Source organism: Bacillus sp. AFS018417 (assembly GCF_002560985.1).
Lineage (GTDB): Bacteria > Bacillota > Bacilli > Bacillales > Bacillaceae_G > Bacillus_A > Bacillus_A rhizoplanae.
Window position 1 is genome coordinate 104,935 of sequence record NZ_NTTM01000025.1, and the last position, 22,807, is coordinate 127,741.

General features: G+C 38.2%; 21 protein-coding genes and 1 riboswitch. Of the genes, 4 read left to right on the plus strand and 17 right to left on the minus strand.

The features are described from left to right. Nucleotides 1-15: 15 nt before the first annotated feature. From ligA to pcrB, 3 genes are read right to left on the minus strand one after another with little or no spacing between them, the layout of a single operon-like run. Nucleotides 16-2,025, minus strand: a complete 2,010-nt coding sequence (ligA, locus tag CN326_RS11625) for an NAD-dependent DNA ligase LigA (protein ID WP_098309189.1) — start codon at nt 2,023-2,025, stop codon at nt 16-18. Between the two features lie 15 nt (nt 2,026-2,040). Continuing rightward, entirely contained in the window at nt 2,041-4,281 is a 2,241-nt protein-coding gene (gene pcrA / locus CN326_RS11630) for a DNA helicase PcrA (RefSeq protein ID WP_098309190.1), read from the minus strand. After that, a complete protein-coding gene (gene pcrB / locus CN326_RS11635; protein WP_098309191.1) occupies nt 4,282-4,971 on the minus strand; it encodes a heptaprenylglyceryl phosphate synthase in 690 nt (229 codons plus the stop codon). A 197-nt stretch (nt 4,972-5,168) separates the two neighbouring features. Between pcrB and CN326_RS11640 the strand changes: the two genes are divergently transcribed. From CN326_RS11640 to CN326_RS11650, 3 genes are all read left to right on the plus strand, one after another. Beyond that, nucleotides 5,169-5,552, plus strand: coding sequence for a YgaP family membrane protein (locus CN326_RS11640; protein ID WP_098309192.1), 384 nt, complete (start codon nt 5,169-5,171; stop codon nt 5,550-5,552). A 201-nt stretch (nt 5,553-5,753) separates the two neighbouring features. After that, nucleotides 5,754-6,599: an SPFH domain-containing protein gene (locus CN326_RS11645; RefSeq protein WP_098309193.1), complete on the plus strand. Its 846-nt coding sequence runs from the start codon at nt 5,754-5,756 to the stop codon at nt 6,597-6,599. 15 nt (nt 6,600-6,614) lie between these two features. After that, on the plus strand, nt 6,615-6,779 hold the full coding sequence (locus tag CN326_RS11650; RefSeq protein ID WP_098309194.1) for a type II toxin-antitoxin system antitoxin: 165 nt from the start codon (nt 6,615-6,617) through the stop codon (nt 6,777-6,779). 139 nt (nt 6,780-6,918) lie between these two features. On the opposite strand, the gene CN326_RS11655 is transcribed toward CN326_RS11650, so the two are convergent. From CN326_RS11655 to purE, 14 genes are all read right to left on the minus strand, one after another. Next, on the minus strand, nt 6,919-7,341 hold the full coding sequence (locus tag CN326_RS11655) for a DUF1801 domain-containing protein (RefSeq protein WP_098309195.1): 423 nt from the start codon (nt 7,339-7,341) through the stop codon (nt 6,919-6,921). Between the two features lie 239 nt (nt 7,342-7,580). Beyond that, entirely contained in the window at nt 7,581-8,186 is a 606-nt protein-coding gene (locus CN326_RS11660; RefSeq protein ID WP_098309196.1) for an outer membrane protein assembly factor BamD, read from the minus strand. A 314-nt stretch (nt 8,187-8,500) separates the two neighbouring features. Next, on the minus strand, nt 8,501-9,766 hold the full coding sequence (gene purD / locus CN326_RS11665) for a phosphoribosylamine--glycine ligase (protein ID WP_098309197.1): 1,266 nt from the start codon (nt 9,764-9,766) through the stop codon (nt 8,501-8,503). A 248-nt stretch (nt 9,767-10,014) separates the two neighbouring features. Then, entirely contained in the window at nt 10,015-11,550 is a 1,536-nt protein-coding gene (gene purH / locus CN326_RS11670; protein ID WP_098309198.1) for a bifunctional phosphoribosylaminoimidazolecarboxamide formyltransferase/IMP cyclohydrolase, read from the minus strand. A gap of 36 nt (nt 11,551-11,586) precedes the next feature. Then, the gene (gene purN, locus CN326_RS11675; RefSeq protein WP_098309199.1) at nt 11,587-12,165 is read right to left on the minus strand and encodes a phosphoribosylglycinamide formyltransferase; all 579 of its coding nucleotides are present in this window, start codon (nt 12,163-12,165) and stop codon (nt 11,587-11,589) included. After that, nucleotides 12,162-13,202, minus strand: coding sequence for a phosphoribosylformylglycinamidine cyclo-ligase (gene purM / locus CN326_RS11680; RefSeq protein ID WP_098309200.1), 1,041 nt, complete (start codon nt 13,200-13,202; stop codon nt 12,162-12,164). Before purM ends, purN begins: the two co-directional genes overlap by 4 nt. Nucleotides 13,203-13,345: 143 nt before the next feature. Continuing rightward, a complete protein-coding gene (gene purF, locus CN326_RS11685; protein ID WP_098309201.1) occupies nt 13,346-14,761 on the minus strand; it encodes an amidophosphoribosyltransferase in 1,416 nt (471 codons plus the stop codon). Next, complete coding sequence (gene purL / locus CN326_RS11690; RefSeq protein WP_098309202.1) at nt 14,746-16,965, minus strand: phosphoribosylformylglycinamidine synthase subunit PurL; 2,220 nt, start codon at nt 16,963-16,965, stop codon at nt 14,746-14,748. Before purL ends, purF begins: the two co-directional genes overlap by 16 nt. Continuing rightward, entirely contained in the window at nt 16,949-17,632 is a 684-nt protein-coding gene (gene purQ / locus CN326_RS11695) for a phosphoribosylformylglycinamidine synthase subunit PurQ (protein ID WP_098309203.1), read from the minus strand. Before purQ ends, purL begins: the two co-directional genes overlap by 17 nt. Then, nucleotides 17,629-17,883 carry a phosphoribosylformylglycinamidine synthase subunit PurS gene (purS, locus tag CN326_RS11700; protein ID WP_098309204.1) on the minus strand — a complete coding sequence of 85 codons (255 nt, stop codon included), beginning with the start codon at nt 17,881-17,883 and terminating at the stop codon, nt 17,629-17,631. The genes purQ and purS overlap by 4 nt, the downstream gene beginning before the upstream one ends. After that, a complete protein-coding gene (purC, locus tag CN326_RS11705; protein WP_098309205.1) occupies nt 17,876-18,595 on the minus strand; it encodes a phosphoribosylaminoimidazolesuccinocarboxamide synthase in 720 nt (239 codons plus the stop codon). Before purC ends, purS begins: the two co-directional genes overlap by 8 nt. 89 nt (nt 18,596-18,684) lie before the next feature. Next, on the minus strand, nt 18,685-19,986 hold the full coding sequence (gene purB, locus CN326_RS11710; protein WP_098309206.1) for an adenylosuccinate lyase: 1,302 nt from the start codon (nt 19,984-19,986) through the stop codon (nt 18,685-18,687). Next, nucleotides 19,983-21,134: a 5-(carboxyamino)imidazole ribonucleotide synthase gene (purK, locus tag CN326_RS11715; protein WP_098309207.1), complete on the minus strand. Its 1,152-nt coding sequence runs from the start codon at nt 21,132-21,134 to the stop codon at nt 19,983-19,985. The genes purB and purK overlap by 4 nt, the downstream gene beginning before the upstream one ends. Then, nucleotides 21,131-21,616, minus strand: coding sequence for a 5-(carboxyamino)imidazole ribonucleotide mutase (gene purE / locus CN326_RS11720; RefSeq protein WP_098309208.1), 486 nt, complete (start codon nt 21,614-21,616; stop codon nt 21,131-21,133). Before purE ends, purK begins: the two co-directional genes overlap by 4 nt. 109 nt (nt 21,617-21,725) lie before the next feature. Then, a riboswitch (purine riboswitch) is annotated at nt 21,726-21,827 on the minus strand. Between the two features lie 216 nt (nt 21,828-22,043). Between purE and CN326_RS11730 the strand changes: the two genes are divergently transcribed. Next, entirely contained in the window at nt 22,044-22,544 is a 501-nt protein-coding gene (locus CN326_RS11730; RefSeq protein ID WP_098309210.1) for a DUF1269 domain-containing protein, read from the plus strand. The last annotated feature ends 263 nt before the right edge of the window (nt 22,545-22,807 follow it).

Consider the following 22,807-nt stretch of genomic DNA (forward strand, 5'->3'; position numbering starts at 1 on the left):
GTAACTTTGCACCTCTTAATTATTGAGCTCTTGTAAGAACCTCGCTTCATCCCAAATCTCAACGTTATGTTTTTGTGCTTGTGCTAGCTTAGAGCCAGCAGCTTCTCCTGCAATGACTAAATCTGTACTTTTGCTCACACTACCTGTGACTTTCCCGCCAAGTTCTTCAATTTTCTTTTTCGCTTCACTGCGTCCCATCACTTCTAGTTTACCAGTTAAAACAACTATTTTCCCTGCAAAATAAGATTCAATGTTTTCTAAATCTGTTCGTTTTATCCCTTTATAAGTCATATTTACGCCATATGACTTAAATTGTTGTAATAACTCTTGTACATCTTCATTATCAAAATACGTAACGATAGATTGCGCCATTTTTTCACCAATCTCATTAATGGTCGTCAGCTCTTCTTCTGTCGCCTTCGCTATGTGGTCCATCGTTTCATAATGTTCCGCTAATGTGCGAGCAGCTTTGGCTCCAACGTGGCGAATACCAAGGCCGAACAGTAATCGCTCTAATGAATTGTCTTTTGACGTTTCAATTGCTTGTACTAGATTTGAAGCAGATTTTTCTCCAAAACGTTCTAGTTGTAATAGCTGTTCTTTCGTTAATGTATACAAATCTGCAAACGTACGAATATAATTTGCGTCAAATAACTGGGTAATTACACGTTCACCTAACCCATCGATATTCATCGCATTACGTGATACGAAGTGAATTAATCCTTCCCGAATTTGTGCTGGGCATGCTGGATTAATACAACGAAGCGCAACCTCTTCCTCTAAACGAACAAGTTCACTCTCACATGCTGGGCAATGCGTTGGCATATGAAACTCTTCTTCTTCACCTGTGCGGCGGTCTACAATCACATTTACAACTTCAGGAATAATGTCTCCAGCTTTCTTTACAACAACATAGTCGCCAATGCGAATATCTTTTTCACGAATTAAATCTTCGTTGTGTAAAGAAGCCCTACGGACAATCGTTCCTGCAACGCGAACTGGTTCTAATTCAGCAGTTGGGGTTACCACACCTGTACGTCCAACACTTAGTTCAATGCCCGTCAGCCTCGTAACAACTTCTTCCGCCGGGAATTTATATGCAATTGCCCATCTTGGACTTTTTGCTGTTGTTCCTAAACTTTCTTGAAGTGACACATCGTCTACTTTAATAACGATACCATCAATTTCATAATCAAGATGTGGACGTTTTTCTTGCCAATCTTGTACATAATGAATGACCTCATCGATTGTTTCGCAAACTTGGCGATTAGGGTTTGTTTTAAAACCCAGCTCCCCTAAAAGGTTTAACGATTCACTATGCGATGTAATTGTCTTTCCTTCTAAATCAGTAAGTCCATATACAAATAAAGATAAATTACGCTTTGCTGCAATTTTTGGATCAAGCTGACGCAATGAACCCGCTGCTGCATTACGTGGATTCGCAAAGACAGCTTCTCCGTTCTGTTCTTTTTCTTCATTTAACTTAACAAATGAACGTTTCGGCATGTATGCTTCACCGCGCGCTTCTAGCGTCACTTCTTCTGTTAAACGCAGAGGAATTGCTTTAATTGTTTTTAAATTTTGTGTAATATCCTCACCCGTTATACCATCACCACGAGTTGCCCCTTGAATGAAGCGCCCTTTTTCATAATGAAGGGAAACGGCAAGTCCGTCAATTTTTAATTCACACACATATCTTACATTTTGTCCGTCAATTCCTTGACGTACCTTGCGATCAAAATCACGTAAATCTCCTTCATTAAAAGCATTTCCTAAACTTAACATCGGTGATTTATGCGTTACTTTCTCAAAAATATCAAGAACCTCTCCGCCAACGCGAACAGACGGAGAATCTTCTGTAAATAATTCTGGATGCTCTGTTTCTAATTTTATAAGTTCTTGCATATGACGATCATACTCTGCATCAGATACAGATGGATTATCTAGCACATGATATTCATAATTAAACTTATTTAAAATGTCACGCAGCTCTTCAATGCGCTTTTGTGCTGCTTCTTTCGGCATAACCTCATTCCTTTCTTACACTTTCGTAACTGGTGCAAATTTAGCCAATAATCGTTTAATACCAATTGGACTTGGAAACGCAATGTCTAATTCTTTTGCATCTCCATCCCCTTTTACACTCACAACCGTACCAATGCCCCATTTTTGATGTGACGCTTTATCACCAACTGACCAGCCAATTTGCTCACCGCCTGTTGTTTTCGCGGCAGGACGAACAAAGGCTGAGCGTGAACGAGTTGTCGTTGTAGTCGTAGGTTTTGACTTTGTACTAAAACTTTCACGCTTTGGTTTCACTTCATGAAGCGTTTCAATGAGATCCTCAGGAATCTCAGAGATGAAACGTGACTCTTTATTCATACTTGTTCTACCAAATATCGTTCGCATTTGAGCATTCGTTACGTACAGTTCTTCTTCTGCACGTGTAATACCAACGTATGCTAAGCGGCGTTCTTCTTGCATTTCATCTTCTTCCATTAAAGAGCGCGTATGCGGGAAAATTCCTTCCTCTAGTCCTAAAATGAAGACGACAGGGAATTCTAATCCTTTTGCAGAGTGCATTGTCATTAAAATCACTTCTTCACCAGCCATTGGATCTTCATCTACACGGTCAATATCAGCAACAAGCGCTAAATCAGTTAAGAAAGCAACAAGGCTCTTATCTTCGCTTTGAGATTCAAACGTTTGTGTAACAGATAAGAATTCTTCTAAGTTTTCTAAGCGTCCTTCTGATTCTAATGTACGTTCATTCTTCAGTGCATCACGGTAACCTGTTTTCTCTAACACTTCCTCAACAAGCTCTGTTACTGATAAATACTCTTGCATGTTCACCCAATTATGAAGCTGCTTTGCAAATTCTGCTACTGTCTTCGTAATTTTTGCACTTAGTCCAACGTGTTCAATTTCATCTAACACAGCCGTCAGCGAAAGACCATTTTGCACGCCATAATTAATAATTTTATCAATTGATGTTGCTCCAACACCGCGTTTTGGTACATTAATAATACGAGCGAAACTAATTTCATCATCAGGATTCGCAATTAAACGTAAGTATGCCAATATATCTTTAATTTCTTTACGATCGTAGAACTTAATGCCACCGACAATTTTATATGGAATATTGGACTTCAGGAAAATCTCCTCGACCATACGAGACTGAGCATTTGTACGATATAGTACCGCAAAGTCTGTGTACTTTCGATTGCCTATTTGCACTTCATCACGAATCTTTTTCGCGACAAAGTAAGCCTCATCCTTTTCAGTTGCAGCACGGTAATACGAAATTTTACTCCCTACTTGATTATCCGTCCATAACTTCTTCGGTTTACGGTTCATATTATTTTCAATAACAGCATTCGCTGCGTTTAAAATACTTTGCGTCGAACGATAGTTTTGCTCCAGTAAAATGACCTGTGCATTTTCATAATCTTTTTCAAACGACAAGATATTAGCAATATCTGCCCCACGCCAACGATAAATCGATTGATCTGAGTCACCGACTACGCAAAGGTTTTTAAAACGCGTAGCCAATTTATTAACGAGAATGTACTGAGCACGGTTCGTATCTTGATACTCATCAACGTGAATATATTGGAATTTACGTTGATAAAACTCCAGTACTTCGGGTATACGCTCAAATAATTGAATAGTCGTCATAATTAAATCATCAAAATCAAGCGCATTATTTTTGAGAAGACGCTTTTGATACTCTGTATACACATCGCTTGTCATCTTTTCGTATGGATCTGCAATTGAGATTTTCTTCGCATATTTTTCTGCAGATAACAATTCATTTTTCGCATTACTAATTGTCGCAAGAACAGAACGAGGTTCAAACTTCTTTGGATCAATATTGCGCTCTTTCATAATTTTTTTCACAACTGTTAATTGGTCGCTTGCATCTAAAATCGTAAAGTTACGATTAATGCCGATGCGATCAATATCGCGTCGTAAAATGCGAACACACATGGAGTGGAATGTTGAAATCCAAATATCCTCTGCTTCTGGACCAACAAGCTTGTCAATACGCTCACGCATTTCACGTGCAGCTTTATTTGTAAACGTAATCGCTAATACATTCCACGGTGCAACACCTTTTTCACCAAGTAAATACGCAATTCGGTGCGTTAACACACGCGTCTTACCACTGCCTGCACCTGCCATAAGTAAAAGCGGTCCCGCCGTTGTTTGCACAGCTTTTTGCTGCTGCGGATTTAATCCTGTTAATAATTTTTCTGTTATACTCATGTATTCGGTCACCTACTCTCCTTTTACAGCTTTTACTGTTGCTAAAGCTTTCTTTATATCGTCATAAATTAAATTTCCAACGACAACTGTATCCGCATACTGTGCCATTTTCTTCGCTTGGTCTGCACTTGCAATTCCGCCGCCGTAATATAATGTTGCATTTTGCAGCTCAGCTTTCACTTTTCTTACGAGTTCCACATCTCCATATGTGCCGCTGTATTCTAAATAGAAAATTGGTAAATGAAGAAGTTTGTCAGCCATACGTGCATATGCAATCACATCTTCTTCTGATAACTCACAGTTTGCTTCTGTTAACTTTGCCACTTTCGCTTCTGGATTTAATACACAGTATCCCTGCATAAAAATTTCATCCCAGTTCATAATATCCCCAAACTCTTTCAATGCCGCATGGTGAAGGCCCGTTATCCATTCGATCTTTCGGCTATTTAATACGCTCGGGATGTAATAAAAATCGAAACCTGGTGTAACAGAATCCATCGTTGAAACTTCTAATACACAAGGAACCGCATATCTACGAATGCTTACTAGCATGTGTAATACATTATCAATTGTAATTCCGTCACTTCCGCCTACAATAACAGCGTCCGTTCCTGACTCACAAATAAGCTCTAAATGTTCGTCGCTTAACTCCTTATTCGGGTCAAGCTTAAATACATGTTTCCACTGTGAAATATCGTACATGAAAACACCCTTTCTTTTTATCTAATCGCCTTTACACATTCTTTCATTATAACAAAAAATAATGTGCTGACACACATTCCACACAACATCTTTTTCTACGTCAAATGTTGGATTGTATATAGAGAAAGCATGAAAGGAACAATAACTCTTGAAATAGATATATCTATTTTAAAGCTGATGAAGAGGGAGTGAATGTCTTGTTCAAGCAAAACATCGGCACAATGAATGCCTTTATTCGTATTACCATTGGTCTTGTTCTGCTTAGCTGCAATACAGCAAAGCTTGCAAGAAGACCATGGTGTATTTGGCCCAAAATTATGCTTTGGGTTGGAGCAATGAGAATTGCAGAAGGAATCGTTCGTTTCTGTCCTATTGTGGCAGCATGTAAACTCGGTAAATTTATGAATATCCCGGATTTAAAAATGCCTGGCATGGATCTTATGAAGAATGGACAATCTAATAAACAAGAAGCACATCATACTTCTCATGACGAAGAAAAAACAAGCTCTGGAAGTTATGATGCTTCTGATAAGGAAATTGAGTCTGCACTTGAAAAGGCTCTTATGTCCAAACCGCTTTGAATCATTTGTCACTATGCAAGATGCTCTAAAAGAAACTTAGCTGCTGCAGTGGGCGGCTAAGTTTCTTTTATTTTACCACAAACAGGAACTAATGTTCGTTCTTGGTGATTTTTTTATTTTTTTGAAAAAATTAGGATATAATCCTATTGTCAATCTTGATATAAAAGTGATATCATTTTTATATCAAGGGGGGGCGAAAATATGAAGGAAAAACAAGTATTTCATGTAAATGGTTTTTTAGGAATAGTTGTCATTCTAGTTTTAATTGGTATCGGTGTATTCAGCCTTATTAATGAATTATTCGCTATTGCCGTTATCTCGTTTTTATTAGCAGCAATCCTTGCAAGTGGCATTGGCATCGTCCAGCCAAACCAAGCAAAAGTAATTACATTTTTCGGTAACTATTTAGGAACAATTCGTGAAAATGGCCTGTTTTTAACAGTTCCGTTCGCATTTCGCCAAACCGTTTCACTACGCGTGGAAAACTTTAATAGTAAGAAATTAAAGGTCAATGATGTAGAGGGGAATCCAATTGAAATCGCAGCTGTTGTTGTATACAAAGTCGTTGATTCCGCAAAAGCAATCTTTGGTGTCGAACATTATGATGCCTTCGTGGAAATTCAAAGCGAAACAGCAATTCGCCACGTGGCAACGAAATATGCATATGATAATTTCCAAGATGAAAACAGCATTACACTGCGTGGAAACTCAGAAGAAATCTCCGAAGAGTTAAAACGAGAATTAGAAGCACGCTTAGAAATTGCAGGAGTAGAAGTAATCGAAACGCGTTTAACGCACTTAGCTTATGCAACAGAAATTGCACACGCAATGCTTCAACGTCAACAAGCAAAGGCAGTATTAGCTGCAAGAAAAGAAATTGTCGAAGGTGCCGTACAAATGGCGAAAGATTCTATTCAAAAACTAGATGAAGAAGGTATACTTGATTTAGATGACGAACGAAAAGCAAATATGGTTAATAACTTATTAGTTGCCATTGTTTCAGATAAAGGAGCACAGCCTGTCATTAATGCAGGAAGTCTATATTAGAGGTTGTCGGTAATCATGGCTAAAAAGAAAAGCTTTCCATTACGAATCGATCCCGAATTGTACGCAGTTATTGAAAAATGGGCAAACGACGAATTCCGAAGCGTGAATGCTCATATTGAATATTTACTTCGCGAAATGGCAAAACAAAAGGGTAAGATAAAAAAAGAAAACGAGTCCTAACTTTTTAACAAGTAGGACTCGTTTTCCTTTTAGGGGTATCGCCGTCAGGCTAAGCTTAAGTAAGAATTAATTCAACTAGATTTTTTTCTGCTTTCTAAAGAATGAATATGAACTATTTAAAAATCTGCATAAAATTTCATTAATCATTTGGATACGTCTCTTTCAAAAAACTTACAGATTGTTTGATTAGTGCTTTTAGAACATTAATATCAATGTCTGCTACTTTATTAATATATACACATGATTTTCCAGACGTGTATTTTCCAAAGTTTTTTAATAGTTCTTCTCGCCCAGGGTCACCAGTTGCAAAATATAAACTAATTTTAGCTTTTCGGGGGGAAAAGCCTACTAATGGGGCATCTCCTTCATGACCAGATGCATATTTATAATGATATGTTCCAAATCCGATAATGCTCGGTCCCCACATCTTTGCTGTATAGCCTGTTGTTTCAGTAAATATATCTAATAATTGATATGCATTTTCTCGTTTTTTAAGACTTTCAACACTTTCAATAAACCCAATTACACTATTGTCGGTTTCTGTTGTTTTGAGTTTGTACATATTAGAGGCACCCCTTTTTAGATATAAGTTTCATCACATACATAATTATAATATAGGGGTCACCATACATATCCATCAAGTTAAGATGAATTTGTATCTATATAACGAAAATAAGGCTATTCTTTTTGTAGAAATATGCAGAAAGGGTGGCATTTTTACACTTGGGGGTAATGAGCATGAGTCAAATCCCAATACCTAAAAAACAGCCTNNAGGCTGTTTTTTAGGTATTGTATTGTAATTATTTATTGCCAAACATTTTATCTATTGATTTTGAATTTGCAAACAATGCTTCCTCTAAATTTTCATCAGAAACAATTTTATAGTTACCATCTTTGTCTTTCTTTAAGTTCAGCGTAACTACACGAGTCGTCATTGTCGCATCTTTATCAGACAAGTTCTTAACAAGAGTTGTCGTCATCATTTGCTCCATTGCCTTATCAGATTGTTCTTTGTCTTCACTAAACGCACTTGCAAAAGCCATAGGCATGATCTCTCCGATTGTCTTTGTAGTTGCAACAGCCATATCAACAGAAGTAATTTTTACTTTAACCTTTGCCTTATCATCTTTCTTAGATACTTGTTCTGGTTCTTCAAATTTATAGTTCTTTACGATTGCATCGAGTACTGCCTTCCCCTCAATGCCGTCTTCCGCTTTATTTAGTTTGCTAAAATCGTAGCCCTTATCACCTTTATAAACAAAAGTACTTGCTTTTTCATAATTTCCTTTTTTTATAGCTGTCAAAAATTCTTGTACAGTATCATCGGGATTCGAGCATCCTGCCAATACACTCATTAATAATCCTATCATCATGACAAATGTCAATGATTTAAACATCTTTTTCATAATTATTCCCCCTGCTATTTATTAGAAATATTTAATGACATCTATATATTACTTTATAAAAAAATAACAAACAATAAAAAGTAATATTCAGATTAATTGAATGCAATCGCTTGGTAAATTTTCGTGATTATATAATCCATCAGTGGGAGTCTTACTGCCCGCGCATAGCGGGATAAAATAAAGGATCCAAAGCGAAATGTACTTTCACTTTGGATCCTTATTTCGTCGTTTTAAGAAGTGCGCAGCAAAAAACCCGCTCGATTATCAACATTATCGTTTAACAGAGCCAGTATTTAAAAGGGGGGAACCCCCCTCTAGCAATCCACTTTCGCAATTGCGCGGTACCCTATATCACTTCGATAAAATAAACCATCACTCTCAATTTTCGTGATTTCTCCATACACCTTATTCTTTGCCTCTTGTAAGTCTTTTCCTTTACAAGCAACAAACAACACACGGCCGCCGTTAGTTACAAATTCTCCATCTTTAACATCTGTTCCGGCATGAAATACGATAACATCTTCCAATGTTTCTAGTCCTCGAATTACAGCACCTTTTTCGTAAGCTTCTGGATATCCCTTAGAAGCTAATACAACACCAATTACTGCTTCTTCAGACCACTCTAAAGTAAATTCTGTTCCATCTAATACATGATTACATACATCAACTAAATCGCTTTCTAACCGAGGTAAGATTACTTCTGTTTCTGGATCACCAAAGCGAGCATTGAATTCAATTACTTTCGGCCCTTCACTTGTTAAAATAAGCCCTGCATATAAAATACCTGTAAAAGAACGTCCTTCTTGTATCATTGCTTGAGCTGTTGGATGTAGAACAGTTTCAATCGCTTGTTCTACTGCTGATTGCGGAATTTGTGGTACCGGAGAATAAGCACCCATTCCGCCTGTATTTGGTCCTTTATCACCATCAAAAGCACGTTTATGATCTTGTGCAATTACCATTGGATATACAGTTGCTCCGTTTACAAATGCCATAAGTGAAAATTCTTGGCCGTCTAAAAATTCTTCAATGACAACCTTTTTGCTTGCTTCTCCAAACTTTACATCTTGCAGCATTTCTTTTACAGCCTGCAGTGCTTCTTCTAATGTCATGGCAACTGTTACGCCTTTACCAGCTGCTAGGCCATCTGCTTTAATTACAATTGGTGCACCAACTTTTTCAATGTATTGCACAGCTGCTTCATACTCTGTAAATGTTTCATATGCCGCTGTTGGAATATCATACTTTTTCATAAGCTCTTTTGTAAAAGCTTTACTTCCTTCAATAACAGCTGCTGCTTTGTTCGGACCAAAAACGCGAAGCCCTTCCTCTTCAAAGCGATCAACAATACCGTTCATAAGTGGAATTTCCGGGCCAACAAACGTTAAACCAATGTTACTTTCTTTTGCAAAAGCAATAAGCGCATCAAAATCATTTTCGTCGATAGCTACGGGCGTTGCTACATCTTTCATTCCTTCATTTCCTGGCGCTACATATACAGTCTCTACTTGCTCTGATTGTGCAAATTTCCATGCTAACGCATGCTCACGTCCACCACGGCCAATTACTAAAACATTCATGTTCCATCCTCCATTATTCAAGTAAAGTGAAAGCTTACTGCTCATTAAACGTGTCCAGCGATATATCGGCGGAAGTGGTGCATTTATCGGCGCTTTTCACAATATATCGACCGTTCTTTACAATATATCGGCGCTTCGACACGGGATAAAGACCCTTCGACGATGTTCGACACGTGAGCTGGATTATATTCAAAAGTAGAAGAAGATGACCCAAAAGTGGACTTTTGGTCATCTCCTTTGTTTCTAAATTAATGTTTGAAATGACGTACGCCAGTGAACACCATTGCAATGCCATACTCGTCCGCTTTTTTAATTGAATCTTCGTCACGAATAGATCCGCCTGGCTGAATGATTGCTGTAATACCTGCTTTAGCCGCTTCTTCTACTGTATCTGGCATTGGGAAGTATGCATCAGATGCAAGTGCACTTCCTTGCGATTTTTCACCCGCTTGTGTAATTGCAATTTTTGCTGAGCCGACGCGGTTCATTTGCCCTGCACCAACACCAATTGTCATATTATCTTTTGCTAGAACAATCGCATTAGATTTTACATGTTTCACAACTTTCCATGCTAATTTCAAATCATTCCACTCTTGCTCAGTTGGTTCACGTTTTGTTGGAATTGTAATCGTCGCATCTTCTAATGCTAATGTATCCTCTTCTTGTACAAGTAAACCACCTTGTACGGAAGTTAGCTTTTTACTTGCTGTTTCTGCCTTTGCGATATCGATAGTTAACAAGCGTAAATTTTTCTTACTTTGCAGTACTTCTAACGCTTCTTCTGAGAAAGACGGTGCAATGATGATTTCTAAGAAAATCTCATGTAATTTTTCTGCTGTTGCTTTATCAATTTCACGGTTTGCTGCAATAATGCCGCCAAAAATTGATACTGGGTCAGCTTCGTAAGCACGTGTATATGCTTCATTAATATCTGTACCAACACCAACGCCGCATGGATTCATATGTTTTACCGCTACAACTGCTGGCTCTGTAAACTCTTTAACGATGCTCATCGCTGCATCTGCATCATTTATATTATTGTAAGACAGCTCTTTGCCATGTAACTGCTCTGCATAAGCAATCGAAGAAGCTGCTGCAAACGGTGCTTTATAGAATGTTGCTTTTTGATGCGGATTTTCACCGTAACGTAAATCTTGTTTTTTCTCAAACGTAACAGTTAACGTTTCAGGGCTTTCTTCTCCTGTTTGTTCTGTTAAATAGTTTGAAATTAATGCATCATATGCCGCTGTATGACGGAATACTTTTGCTGCTAATTTACGTTTTGTTTCTTTTGAAACTTCTCCGCTTCCCTTTAGTTCCCCTAATACAACATCGTAGTCTGTTGGATCAACAATAACTGTTACAAACTCATGGTTTTTCGCAGCAGATCGAATCATTGTTGGTCCGCCAATATCGATATTTTCAATTGCATCAATAAATGTCACATCTGGCTTTGCAATCGTTTCTTTAAATGGATATAAGTTTACAACAACAAAGTCAATTGGCTGAATGCCAAGCTCATTCATTTGAGACATATGTGTTTCATTATCACGTACTGCAAGCAATCCGCCATGAATGTTTGGGTGTAATGTTTTCACACGTCCGTCCATAATTTCTGGAAAACCTGTTACTTCAGAAATTCCAATGACTTGTAAGCCATTTTCTTCTAGTAATTTTTTTGTTCCACCTGTTGAAATAACCTCAATACCTTGCTCAAGTAATCCTTTTACGAATTCTACAACTCCAGCTTTATTTGAAACACTTACTAATGCACGCTTTTTCATTTATTCTTCACCCCTAGTTGTATTAAAATGCTGCTCTTATGACTTCACTTTAGAATGTAATAAAGATTTCACCGTATCCACGTACAATCTATGTTCGACAAGTTGAATTTTCTTTTGTAAACTTTCTCGTGTATCATTTTCAGAAACTGCTACCGCTTCCTGTGCGATAATTGGTCCTGTATCCATTCCTGCATCCACGTAATGGATTGTTACTCCCGTTACTTTCACACCAGCTTCAATCGCCTGCCCAACCGCGTCTTTTCCTGGAAAACTTGGCAATAACGACGGATGAATGTTAACAATTCTGCCTCCGTAAGCAGCTAGTAACGTTGGACCAATTAAACGCATATACCCTGCTAAAATAATCCAATCAATCTCGGATTCTTGCAATTTCTTTAATATTTCTTGTTCAAATGCTTCCTTTGATTCATAATCTTTCGCTGAAAAGGCAAAGCAAGGAACATGATGATCATTTGCACGCTCAACAACACGTGCACTAGGTTGATCACATACAAGTAAACTAAGCTGTGCATCTAATCTTCCGTCTTCTACTGCATCCACAAGTGCTTGAAAGTTAGAACCACTTCCTGAAGCAAAAATTGCTATTCGGTTCATGATACTACTCCTCCATTAAATGTAACCCCTGAACCTTGTACAGTACGTCCGATGATACGAGCTGTTTCCCCTTGTTCTTCTAAAAGTTTGATAGCACCTTCTGCATCTTCTTCTTTGACCGCTACTACCATACCAATACCCATGTTAAAAATATTGAACATTTCTTCTCTATTTAATTGACCAACTTCTTGCAGTAAATCAAAGATTGGATGAATTGTCCAAGAACCAAGTTCAATTTGTGCTCCAATACCGTCTGGCAACATACGTGGAATATTTTCAATAAATCCGCCACCAGTAATGTGAGCCATACCGCTTACGTTATATTTCTTCAATAGTTCTAAAATAGGTTTGACATAAATTTTCGTTGGTGTTAATAATTCTTCACCAAGTGGGAGTTCTAAACGACCATACGTACGATCAAGTGAAAGCTGTCCATCTTCTAATAGCACCTTACGTACAAGAGAGTAACCATTACTATGAATTCCACTAGAAGCAAGTCCGATTAATACTTGATTCGCTTCAATAGATTGTCCCGTAACAATTTTCTTTTTATCAACAATACCAACTGTAAAACCAGCTAAATCGTACTCTTCTTCAGAATACATACCTGGCATTTCAGCTGTTTCCCCGCCGATTAGTGAACAACCAGCCTGACGGCATCCTTCTGCAATTCCTTTGACGATGTTTTCAATTTTACTAGGTTCTGCTTTACCACAAGCAATATAATCTAGGAAAAAGAGCGGCTCTGCCCCTTGAACAACAATATCGTTCACACACATTGCAACTGCATCGATGCCGATTGTGTCATGCTTGTCCATCATGAAAGCGAGCATTAATTTTGTTCCTACACCATCTGTTCCAGATACTAATACTGGCTCTTCTAATGCAAATTTTGAAAGATCAAACATTCCTCCAAAACCGCCTAGGCCACCTAGCACTTCTTTTCTCATCGTTGTTTGCACGTGTTTTTTCATGCGAGATACCGCTTCATATCCAGCTTCAATATCTACTCCTGCTTGCTTATATGCATTCGCCATCGTTTCTATACACCTCGTCTTTTTATACTGAAAGAATTTCTCCCGTCTACCGAACAGTAAAACTATAATGATAAAGCTTCAAGAAAAAGCAAGCTTCTACACAGCGTATAGTAGAAGCTGCTATACTTTCTTATTACTCTACTTTATTTCATACTTTCTAAAAGCTCTTGTTCGTAATCATAAAGAGCCGTTGGATAATCTCCATTAAAGTAAGCCATACATAAACCGCCATATTTCCCTTCATATGGGCGGCCAATTGCATCGATTAAGCTCTCTTCACTTAAAAACGTTAAAGAGTCTGCTCCAATGATTTGACGAATTTCTTCTATTGAATGATTTGCTGCGATTAATTCTTTTCTTGTTTGAATGTCAATTCCATAGAAGCATGGATACTTAAGCGGCGGCGAAGCAATTCTTACATGCACTTCTGTTGCCCCAGCCTCGCGAAGCATACGAACAATTCGCTTGCTTGTTGTACCGCGCACAATAGAATCGTCAATCATAACAACACGTTTCCCCTCAACAACACCACGTACTGCTGAAAGCTTCATTTTTACACCTTGCTCACGTAATTCTTGTGAAGGTTGAATAAAGGTACGTCCAACGTAACGATTCTTAATTAACCCTAATTCATAAGGAATTCCTGTCGCTTCCGCGTAACCGATTGCTGCCGAAATACTAGAATCTGGTACACCTGTTACAACATCTGCTTCAACTGGAGCTTCCTTTGCTAACAATTTCCCCATATTTTTACGTGCCGCATGAACGTTAACGCCAGCAATGTTTGAATCAGGGCGAGCGAAATAAATATACTCCATACTACAAATTGCATGCTCTACATCATTTGTATAGCGATCTGCGTGTATTCCCTCATCATTAATAACAATGATTTCTCCAGGCTCTACATCACGAATGTACGTTGCACCCACAACATCAAATGCACATGTTTCAGATGCTACAACGTAAGCATCTCCCATCTTTCCAATCGAAAGAGGTCGGAATCCATTTGGATCTAATGCAACAATCATTTCGTTTCCTGTTAATAATAAATATGCAAAAGCACCTTTTACTTTGTTTAGTGCATCTTTTACACTTTCAATTAATGTACCTTTTGTATTACGCTTAATTAAATGAAGCAATACTTCTGTATCCGAACTTGTTTGAAAGATGCTTCCTTCTGCTTCTAATTCACGACGAAGCATTTTTGCGTTAATTAAATTACCGTTATGAGCTAATGCCATACTATGGTCTGAGAAGCGAAATAACAGTGGTTGAACATTTGCAACTTCAGCGCCGCCTGCTGTCGCATAACGAACATGCCCAATCGCTGATTGTCCGTTTAAGCCTTCTAACTCGCCGCGTGAAAACACTTCTGATATTAAACCAAGACCTTTATGACCAATGATTTTCTCCCCATTATTTACAACAATGCCAGCGCCTTCTTGGCCACGGTGCTGCAAGCTATGCAGTCCATAATACGTAACTTGAGCTGCATTTTCATGCCCCCAAATTCCGAAAACGCCACATTCTTCATTTAGCCCCTTTATTTCATTAAGCATGGAATAGCCCCTTTCCAAGCCGTTCTCATTTCATCAACATCTGCTGTAAGCAATACTTCGTTTTCTTCATTACGAATTGTTAATTGATTTGCACTTGTTACTTCCCCAACATAAAGTGCATCTATCATACTTTCAAACGCTTCTTTTTGCTCACGTTTTACTGTAACAACAAAGCGAGATTGTGATTCTGCAAATAACATTGCTGTTGCTTCTCCAGTTAATTTCACATCTGCACCTAATCCGTTTGTACCCATTGCACTTTCTGCGAAAGCAACTGCTAATCCGCCTTCTGCAACGTCATGCGCTGATTGTACAAGACCTTTTTGAATAGCTGCTAGTAATTGCTTTTGGCGTTTTTCTTCTACTTCTAAATCGATGCTTGGTGCTTGACCGAAGATTTTACCATGTAACATTTTTTGTAGCTCACTACCACCAAACTCAGCTTTCGTTTCACCGATTACATAAACAAGATCGCCAGCTTGCTTAAACTCTTGCGTTGTTACATGCTTTACGTCATGTACAAGACCAACCATACCAACAGTTGGTGTTGGGTATACCGCTTCACCGCTGCGTTCGTTGTACATTGATACGTTTCCGCCAATAACAGGTGTACTTAACGTGCGGCATGCTTCGCTCATACCATCTACTGACTTCTCAATTTGCCAGAAAATTTCTGGCTTTTCTGGATTACCAAAGTTTAAGCAATCTGTAATTGCAAGCGGCTCACCGCCAGAACATACAATATTACGAGCTGCTTCTGCTACAGCAATTTTCCCGCCCATTTCTGGGTCTAAGTAAATGTAGCGAGAGTTACAATCTGTTGTCATTGCTAATGCTTTATTTGTTCCGCGTACACGAACAACCGCTGCATCAGATCCTGGTGTAACAACTGTGCTTGTGCGTACTTGATAATCATATTGATCATATACCCACTCTTTACTTGCAATCGTTGGTTGTTGTAATAGAGATAATAATGTTTCTTTATAATTCTCCACTTTTGGTGTTTCCATCTTCATTTGTTGGAACTCTGCAAAATACGCTGCTTCTTTTGAAGGCTTATGATAAACAGGTGCTTCTTCTGCTAAGGCATCAGCTGGCACTTCCGCAACCATTTCTCCTTTATGGAATAAACGAAGCATTTTATCTTCAGTTACTTTTCCCATTGTCACTGCTGCAAGACCGTATTTTTCAAATAACTCTACAATCTCTTGCTCTCTACCTTTTTTCACGACGATTAACATACGCTCTTGTGATTCAGAAAGCATCATCTCATATGGCGTCATACCTGTTTCACGTTGTGGTACATCATCTAAGTACATTTCAATACCCATACCTGCTTTACTTGCCATCTCTGCAGAAGATGATGTTAAGCCTGCTGCTCCCATATCTTGAATACCGACAAGTGCATCAGATTTGATAAGCTCTAAGCATGCTTCAATTAAAAGCTTCTCCATAAACGGGTCGCCTACTTGCACTGCTGGGCGCTTTGCATCGGAATCCTCAGATAGTTCTTCTGACGCAAACGTTGCACCGTGAATACCGTCCCGGCCTGTTGCTGCACCAACATACATTACTGTATTACCAGCACCGTGCGCTTGGCCTTTTTTAATATCTTCATGGTTAATTAAACCAACACACATTGCATTTACAAGTGGATTTCCTTCATAGCATGGATCAAACTGTACTTCTCCGCCAACAGTTGGAATTCCAATGCAGTTACCGTATCCTGCAATACCTGCTACAACTTCTTCAAATAAATATTTCACGCGCGGTGATTGTAACTCACCGAAGCGAAGTGAATTTAACATAGCAATTGGACGTGCTCCCATAGAAAACACATCACGTATAATACCGCCTACTCCTGTTGCAGCACCTTGATACGGCTCAATTGCAGATGGATGGTTATGACTTTCCATTTTAAATACTACCGCTTGATTGTCACCGATATCTACGATACCAGCACCTTCACCAGGACCTTGTAATACACGTTCACCAGTCGTTGGGAACTTACGAAGAACTGGCTTTGAGTTTTTATAACTACAATGCTCTGACCACATAACAGAGAATAATCCTGTTTCTGTATAGTTTGGAAGACGGCCTAAAATCTTTTCAACCATTGCAAACTCTTCGTCGGTTAATCCCATTTCTGCATAAATGCGTTTTTCTTTAATTTGAGTTGGATTTGGCTCAAGCAGTAACGACATATGTTTCCCTCCAATGTTTCAAAATAGATTGAAATACTTTTAGACCATCTGCTCCTCCAAGCAATTCGTCAACAGCACGCTCTGGGTGCGGCATCATGCCAAGTACATTCCCTTGCTCATTTACAATCCCTGCAATATCTGAAACGCTTCCGTTTGGATTCTCTACATAACGGAACACAATTTGATTATTTTCTTCTAACTGTTTCAATGTTGCTTCATCACAGTAGTAGTTTCCTTCACCATGAGCAATCGGAATATCGATAACTTCGTCTTTCTCATATTGCGACGTGAACATTGTTGTATTATTTTCAACACGTAGCTGAACAGTACGACACATAAATTTTAAGTTTTTATTGCGAATTAATGCACCTGGTAGCAATCCAGACTCTACTAAAATTTGAAAACCATTACATACACCTAAAATTGGCTTTCCTGCTTCAGCTGCTTTTTGTACGCCTTTCATTGCGTTTGCAAAGCGAGAAATAGCTCCGCAGCGAAGATAATCTCCGTAAGAGAAACCGCCTGGTAGTAAAATTCCATCGTACTCATCTAAGTTTTCTGTATCATGCCAAACGTAGTCTACATCTTGGCCAAGCTCATCTTTAATTGCATGAAACATATCCACATCACAGTTCGAACCTGGGAAAACGATTACGGCAAATTTCACTGCGCGACAACCTCCTCAACTTCATAGCGATAATCTTCAATCACTACGTTCGTTAATAATTTCTCGCACATTTCTTTTACCATTGCATCAATATCTGTAACTGATTTATCAATTGTTAACTCCATATATTTACCGATACGAACATCTTGTACTTCTGTAAATGAAAGACTATGAAGCGCTCCTTTTACCGCTGTTCCTTGTGGATCTAATACACTTTCTCTTAACGTGACATATACTTTTACTTTATACATGTGAAGCTCCCCCTAATCGTTTTAAAAGTTCTTCATAAGCATCTGTTAAATTACCAAGATCGCGGCGGAATACATCTTTATCAAATTTTTCGTTGCTCGTTTCATCCCATAAACGGCATGTATCAGGTGAAATTTCATCCGCTAATAAAATTTCTCCCTCTTCTGTTACCCCAAACTCTAGTTTAAAATCTATTAATCTTACACGACAGTTTGCGAAATGCTCAATCAATACTTGATTGATCTGTAGAGCTTTTTCTCGTAATGTGCTCACTTGCTCTGGCGTTGCAACGTTTAACACACGAATATGATCTTCTGTTACAAGCGGATCTCCTAAATCATCATCTTTGTAGTAAAATTCCACAATCGGTGTTGTAAGTGCAGTTCCTTCTTTCATTCCTAATCGTTTTGAAAGACTGCCTGCAATTACATTTCTTGTGACAACTTCTAATGGAATGATGCTCACTCTTTTTACGATTTGTTCTGTTTCCGATACTTTCTCAACAAAGTGTGATTTGATTCCCACTTCTTGTAACTTTCTGAATAAAAGAGTTGTAATCTCATTGTTCAGACGACCTTTTCCAGAAATCGTCGCTTTCTTTTCCCCATTGAAAGCAGTAGCACTATCTTTGTACTCTACCCAAACCATATCTGCTGTTTCTGTACGATAAATTCTTTTTGCTTTTCCTTCATACAGCAATTCTAGCTTTTGCACTTCGCAAGCCCCCTGTAGTTTGAAAAATGTGAATAGTATAATTAAAAAGAATGGCACAGAATGATCCTATTCTGTGCCATATAAAATTATCAGTTTAAGCCAAGACGTTCAAAAATTGTATCAACATGTTGTAAGTGATGTTCATAGTTGAAACATTCATTGATTTCTTCTTGTGTCAATTTGCTTGTAATGCGCTCATCAGCTTCTACAAGCTCTTTAAATTGTACTTGTGTTTCCCAAGCTTCCATCGCTTTAGGCTGTACAATATCATAAGCTTCTTCACGTACCATACCTTTATCGATTAGCGTAAGCATTACGCGCTGAGAGTAAATTAAACCATATGTTCTTTGCATGTTACGCTTCATGTTTTCTGGGAATACCGTTAAGTTTTTCACGATATTACCGAAACGATTTAACATGTAGTTTAATGCGATTGTTGCATCTGGTAAGATAACGCGTTCTGCAGAAGAGTGAGAAATATCACGCTCATGCCATAATGGAACATTCTCGTAAGCAGTCATCATGTAACCACGGATAACACGAGCCAAACCAGTCATATTTTCAGACCCAATCGGATTACGTTTATGTGGCATTGCAGACGAACCTTTTTGTCCTTTCGCAAAGGCCTCTTCTACTTCACGTGTTTCACTTTTTTGTAAACCGCGAATTTCGACTGCCATTTTTTCGATAGATGTTGCAATTAGTGCAAGTGTTGACATGTAATGTGCATGACGATCACGTTGCAGCGTTTGTGTAGAAATTGGTGCTGCTTCTAATCCTAAATTTTCACAAACATATTTTTCTACGAATGGGTTAATATTCGCGAATGTACCAACTGCACCAGATAATTTACCAACGCGAACTGTATCAGCCGCTTGCTTAAAGCGCTCTAAGTTACGTTTCATTTCTTCATACCAAAGACCAAGTTTTAAACCAAATGTTGTTGGTTCTGCATGAACACCATGTGTTCTTCCCATCATAATTGTGTATTTATGCTCTTTTGCTTTGTTCGCTAAGATAGTAATAAAGTTTTCTAGGTCTTTTAGTAAGATTTCGTTTGCTTGTTTTAAGATATAAGATAGAGCTGTATCTACTACATCTGTTGATGTTAAACCGTAGTGAACCCATTTACGTTCTTCACCTAATGCTGGTGTTTCAGATACCGCACGAGTAAATGCTACCACATCATGACGTGTTTCTTGTTCAATTTCATAAATACGTTCAATATCAAAAGATGCATTCTCACGAAGTTTTTTCACATCTTCTTTTGGAATATCTCCAAGTTCAGCCCAAGCTTCACAAGCTAAGATTTCAACTTCTAACCATGCTTTAAATTTGTTTTCTTCCGTCCAAATCGCACCCATCTCAGGGCGTGTATAACGACTAATCATCTTTTTCCCTCCAACAGTTGTTCTTGATGGCCCCAAATATGCAATGTCCGCGCTTTTTCTAAAGCAACATCAATCTTATCATTTAAAATATTAACGTGCCCCATTTTACGCTGCGGCTTTGCTTCTTCTTTACCATATAAATGCAAGTAACACCCGGTTAATCTATTCACTTGCTTTAGGACCCCTTCTATATGTTCGCCTAAAATGTTTACCATGACAACTGGTTTTAACAAAATTGTTTCTCCAAGAGGTAAATTACAGATTGCTCGAATATGCTGTCCGAATTGACTCGTTTCACAGGCATCAATTGTATAGTGTCCAGAATTGTGCGGTCTTGGTGCTAACTCATTGATATAAATTTCACCATTTGCTGTAGCAAACATCTCTACTGCTAGTGTTCCCACTAGCTTTAGCTCATCCGCTAATCTCTCTGCATACTGAATTCCTTTTTGTGATAGTTCTTCTGCAATACGAGCTGGTACGATTGATTCATGTAAAATGTTATTCACGTGAATGTTTTCGGCTACTGGAAATACTTTCGTTTCACCGTTTACACTACGTGTAACAATAACGGAAATTTCTTTTTCAAATGAAACCCACTTCTCTAAAATACATTCAGCCTGATTTACAAGTTCTGCAGCTCTCGCAACATCAGCTTCACTTTTTAGTACAACTTGCCCTTTTCCATCGTATCCCCCTGTTGTTGTCTTTAACACACAAGGGAATGAAAATTCAGCAATTGCTTCTAAAAGCTCTTCCTGCTTCTGAACGAGTCTGTATGGTGCTACTGGTAAACCGGCTTTCGTGATTGCATTTTTTTCTGTATAACGATTTTGTGTTGTATATAATAACTCACTGCCCTGTGGTAAATAAGCATTCTTTTCAAGCCATTGTAAGCAGTTATAATCAATATTCTCAAATTCATATGTTACAACATCACTTATTTCTGCTAAGTGCTGAATTGCTTTTAAATCATTATACGGTGCCACAATTTCAATGTCGGCAACTTGTGCACACGGCGAAGACTTTGCTGGATCTAATACTGCAATTTTATATCCCATTTCTTTTGCTGCAATCGCCATCATTCTGCCAAGTTGTCCCCCGCCAATAATACCAATCATTTGTCCAGGTAAAATCGTTTTTATCACTGCAGTTCACTACCTTCTCGCACATTTTTTTCAATTGCTTCTCGTCTCAGTTCTAATGCATCGTGTATATCATCATGAAACGATCCTAGCATTTGCGTGGCAAGTAAACCTGCATTTGTAGCTCCAGCTTTTCCAATTGCGACAGTCGCAACTGGAACACCTCCTGGCATTTGGACAATAGATAGTAATGAATCTAAACCATTTAACGCTTTCGATTGAACAGGAACACCGATGACAGGAATATTCGTTTTTGCAGCAACCATTCCTGGTAAGTGAGCGGCCCCGCCTGCCCCAGCGATAATAACTTTTATTCCACGTTCACGAGCTGTTTCTGCATATTGAAACATATAATCTGGAGTCCGATGAGCGGATACGACTTTCTTCTCATACGGAATATTTAACTCTTCTAATATTTCACAAGCATATTTCATTGTTTCCCAGTCTGACGTGCTTCCCATAATGACTCCAACTAGTGGTTTCATATTAGAATCCCCCCGATTCAAATAAAAAAAGCCTGATATAGAACATTCCTCTTTTACTATGAGAGAAAGTGCTCTACTCAGGCATGCGTATCCCATGTGAATAGAAAAATACCGAGTGACTTTCCCTCATAGTCCAACGATTAACGGTCGTTAGGTAGAGACTTGCAGGCCATATCCCCGCGATTATATGAGGTGCGATATAATATTGCTTCTACCGTTATATTAACAGGTGTTATTCAAACATGTCAACAAATAATCGAATGTTTTTAATAATATTAATTGTAACGTTCGTGTTTATTCCAGAAAACCGTATAAATATGCTTTATAAAACGAAATATATGTCCAATAACAAGTATTATTCAGGCATAATTTCCTTGACATACATACAAAATGCAGTGATACTTAAAGAAAAAGGCAGGTTTTGAATATGGAAAAACAAGTTGCTGTACTTACCTTTCAAGAAGATACGCAATCCTACAAAGCATTCTCTGTTATTAAAAAATTTCATTTAGAGCATCAACTAAAAGTGGAGCAAATTGCAGTTATTAAACGAAAAATAGATGGTGAATTATCAATTGAAGATTTCTTAGATGTAACGGGCGCTGATAAAACCAATAAAGGCGGTTTAATCGGGATGTTTGTTGGGATTCTAGGCGGACCTTTCGGTGTATTGTTAGGTGGACTAATTGGATCAACGATTGGTATATTTAAAGATAAAAAAGAGATTACACATGCATATTCTGTTTTTGAAAACACATTAAAATCTATTAAACCTGGAAAAACAGGAGTCATTGTAATTGTGGAAGAGAAGACAGAAGATACATTAAATAGCATTGTACATGAAGGAAATGGAAAAATAGATCGTTATCTTGAAGCTGAATTGCGCTCCGAAATTGAGGCAGAACGTAAAAAATTAAAAACTAAGTAACTAGTAAACTGTACCCCGAATCGTGAACACTTAAAAAAGTCCATGATTCGGGGTTTTTTGTATGTTTTTAAAGCTACTTCCTCGTTATAACGGAAACAATCATACAGTGAGGTACGGGAAATGAGTAAAATTATTTTTAAGGCCTTTTAAATGAAACAATTAGAGAAGAATGAAAGCGTAGTGAAAGCATCAGAGTGTTACTTTTTTAAACACAAAAAAACCTAAGTCAAAACGACTTAGGTTTTTGCCTGGCAACGTCCTAC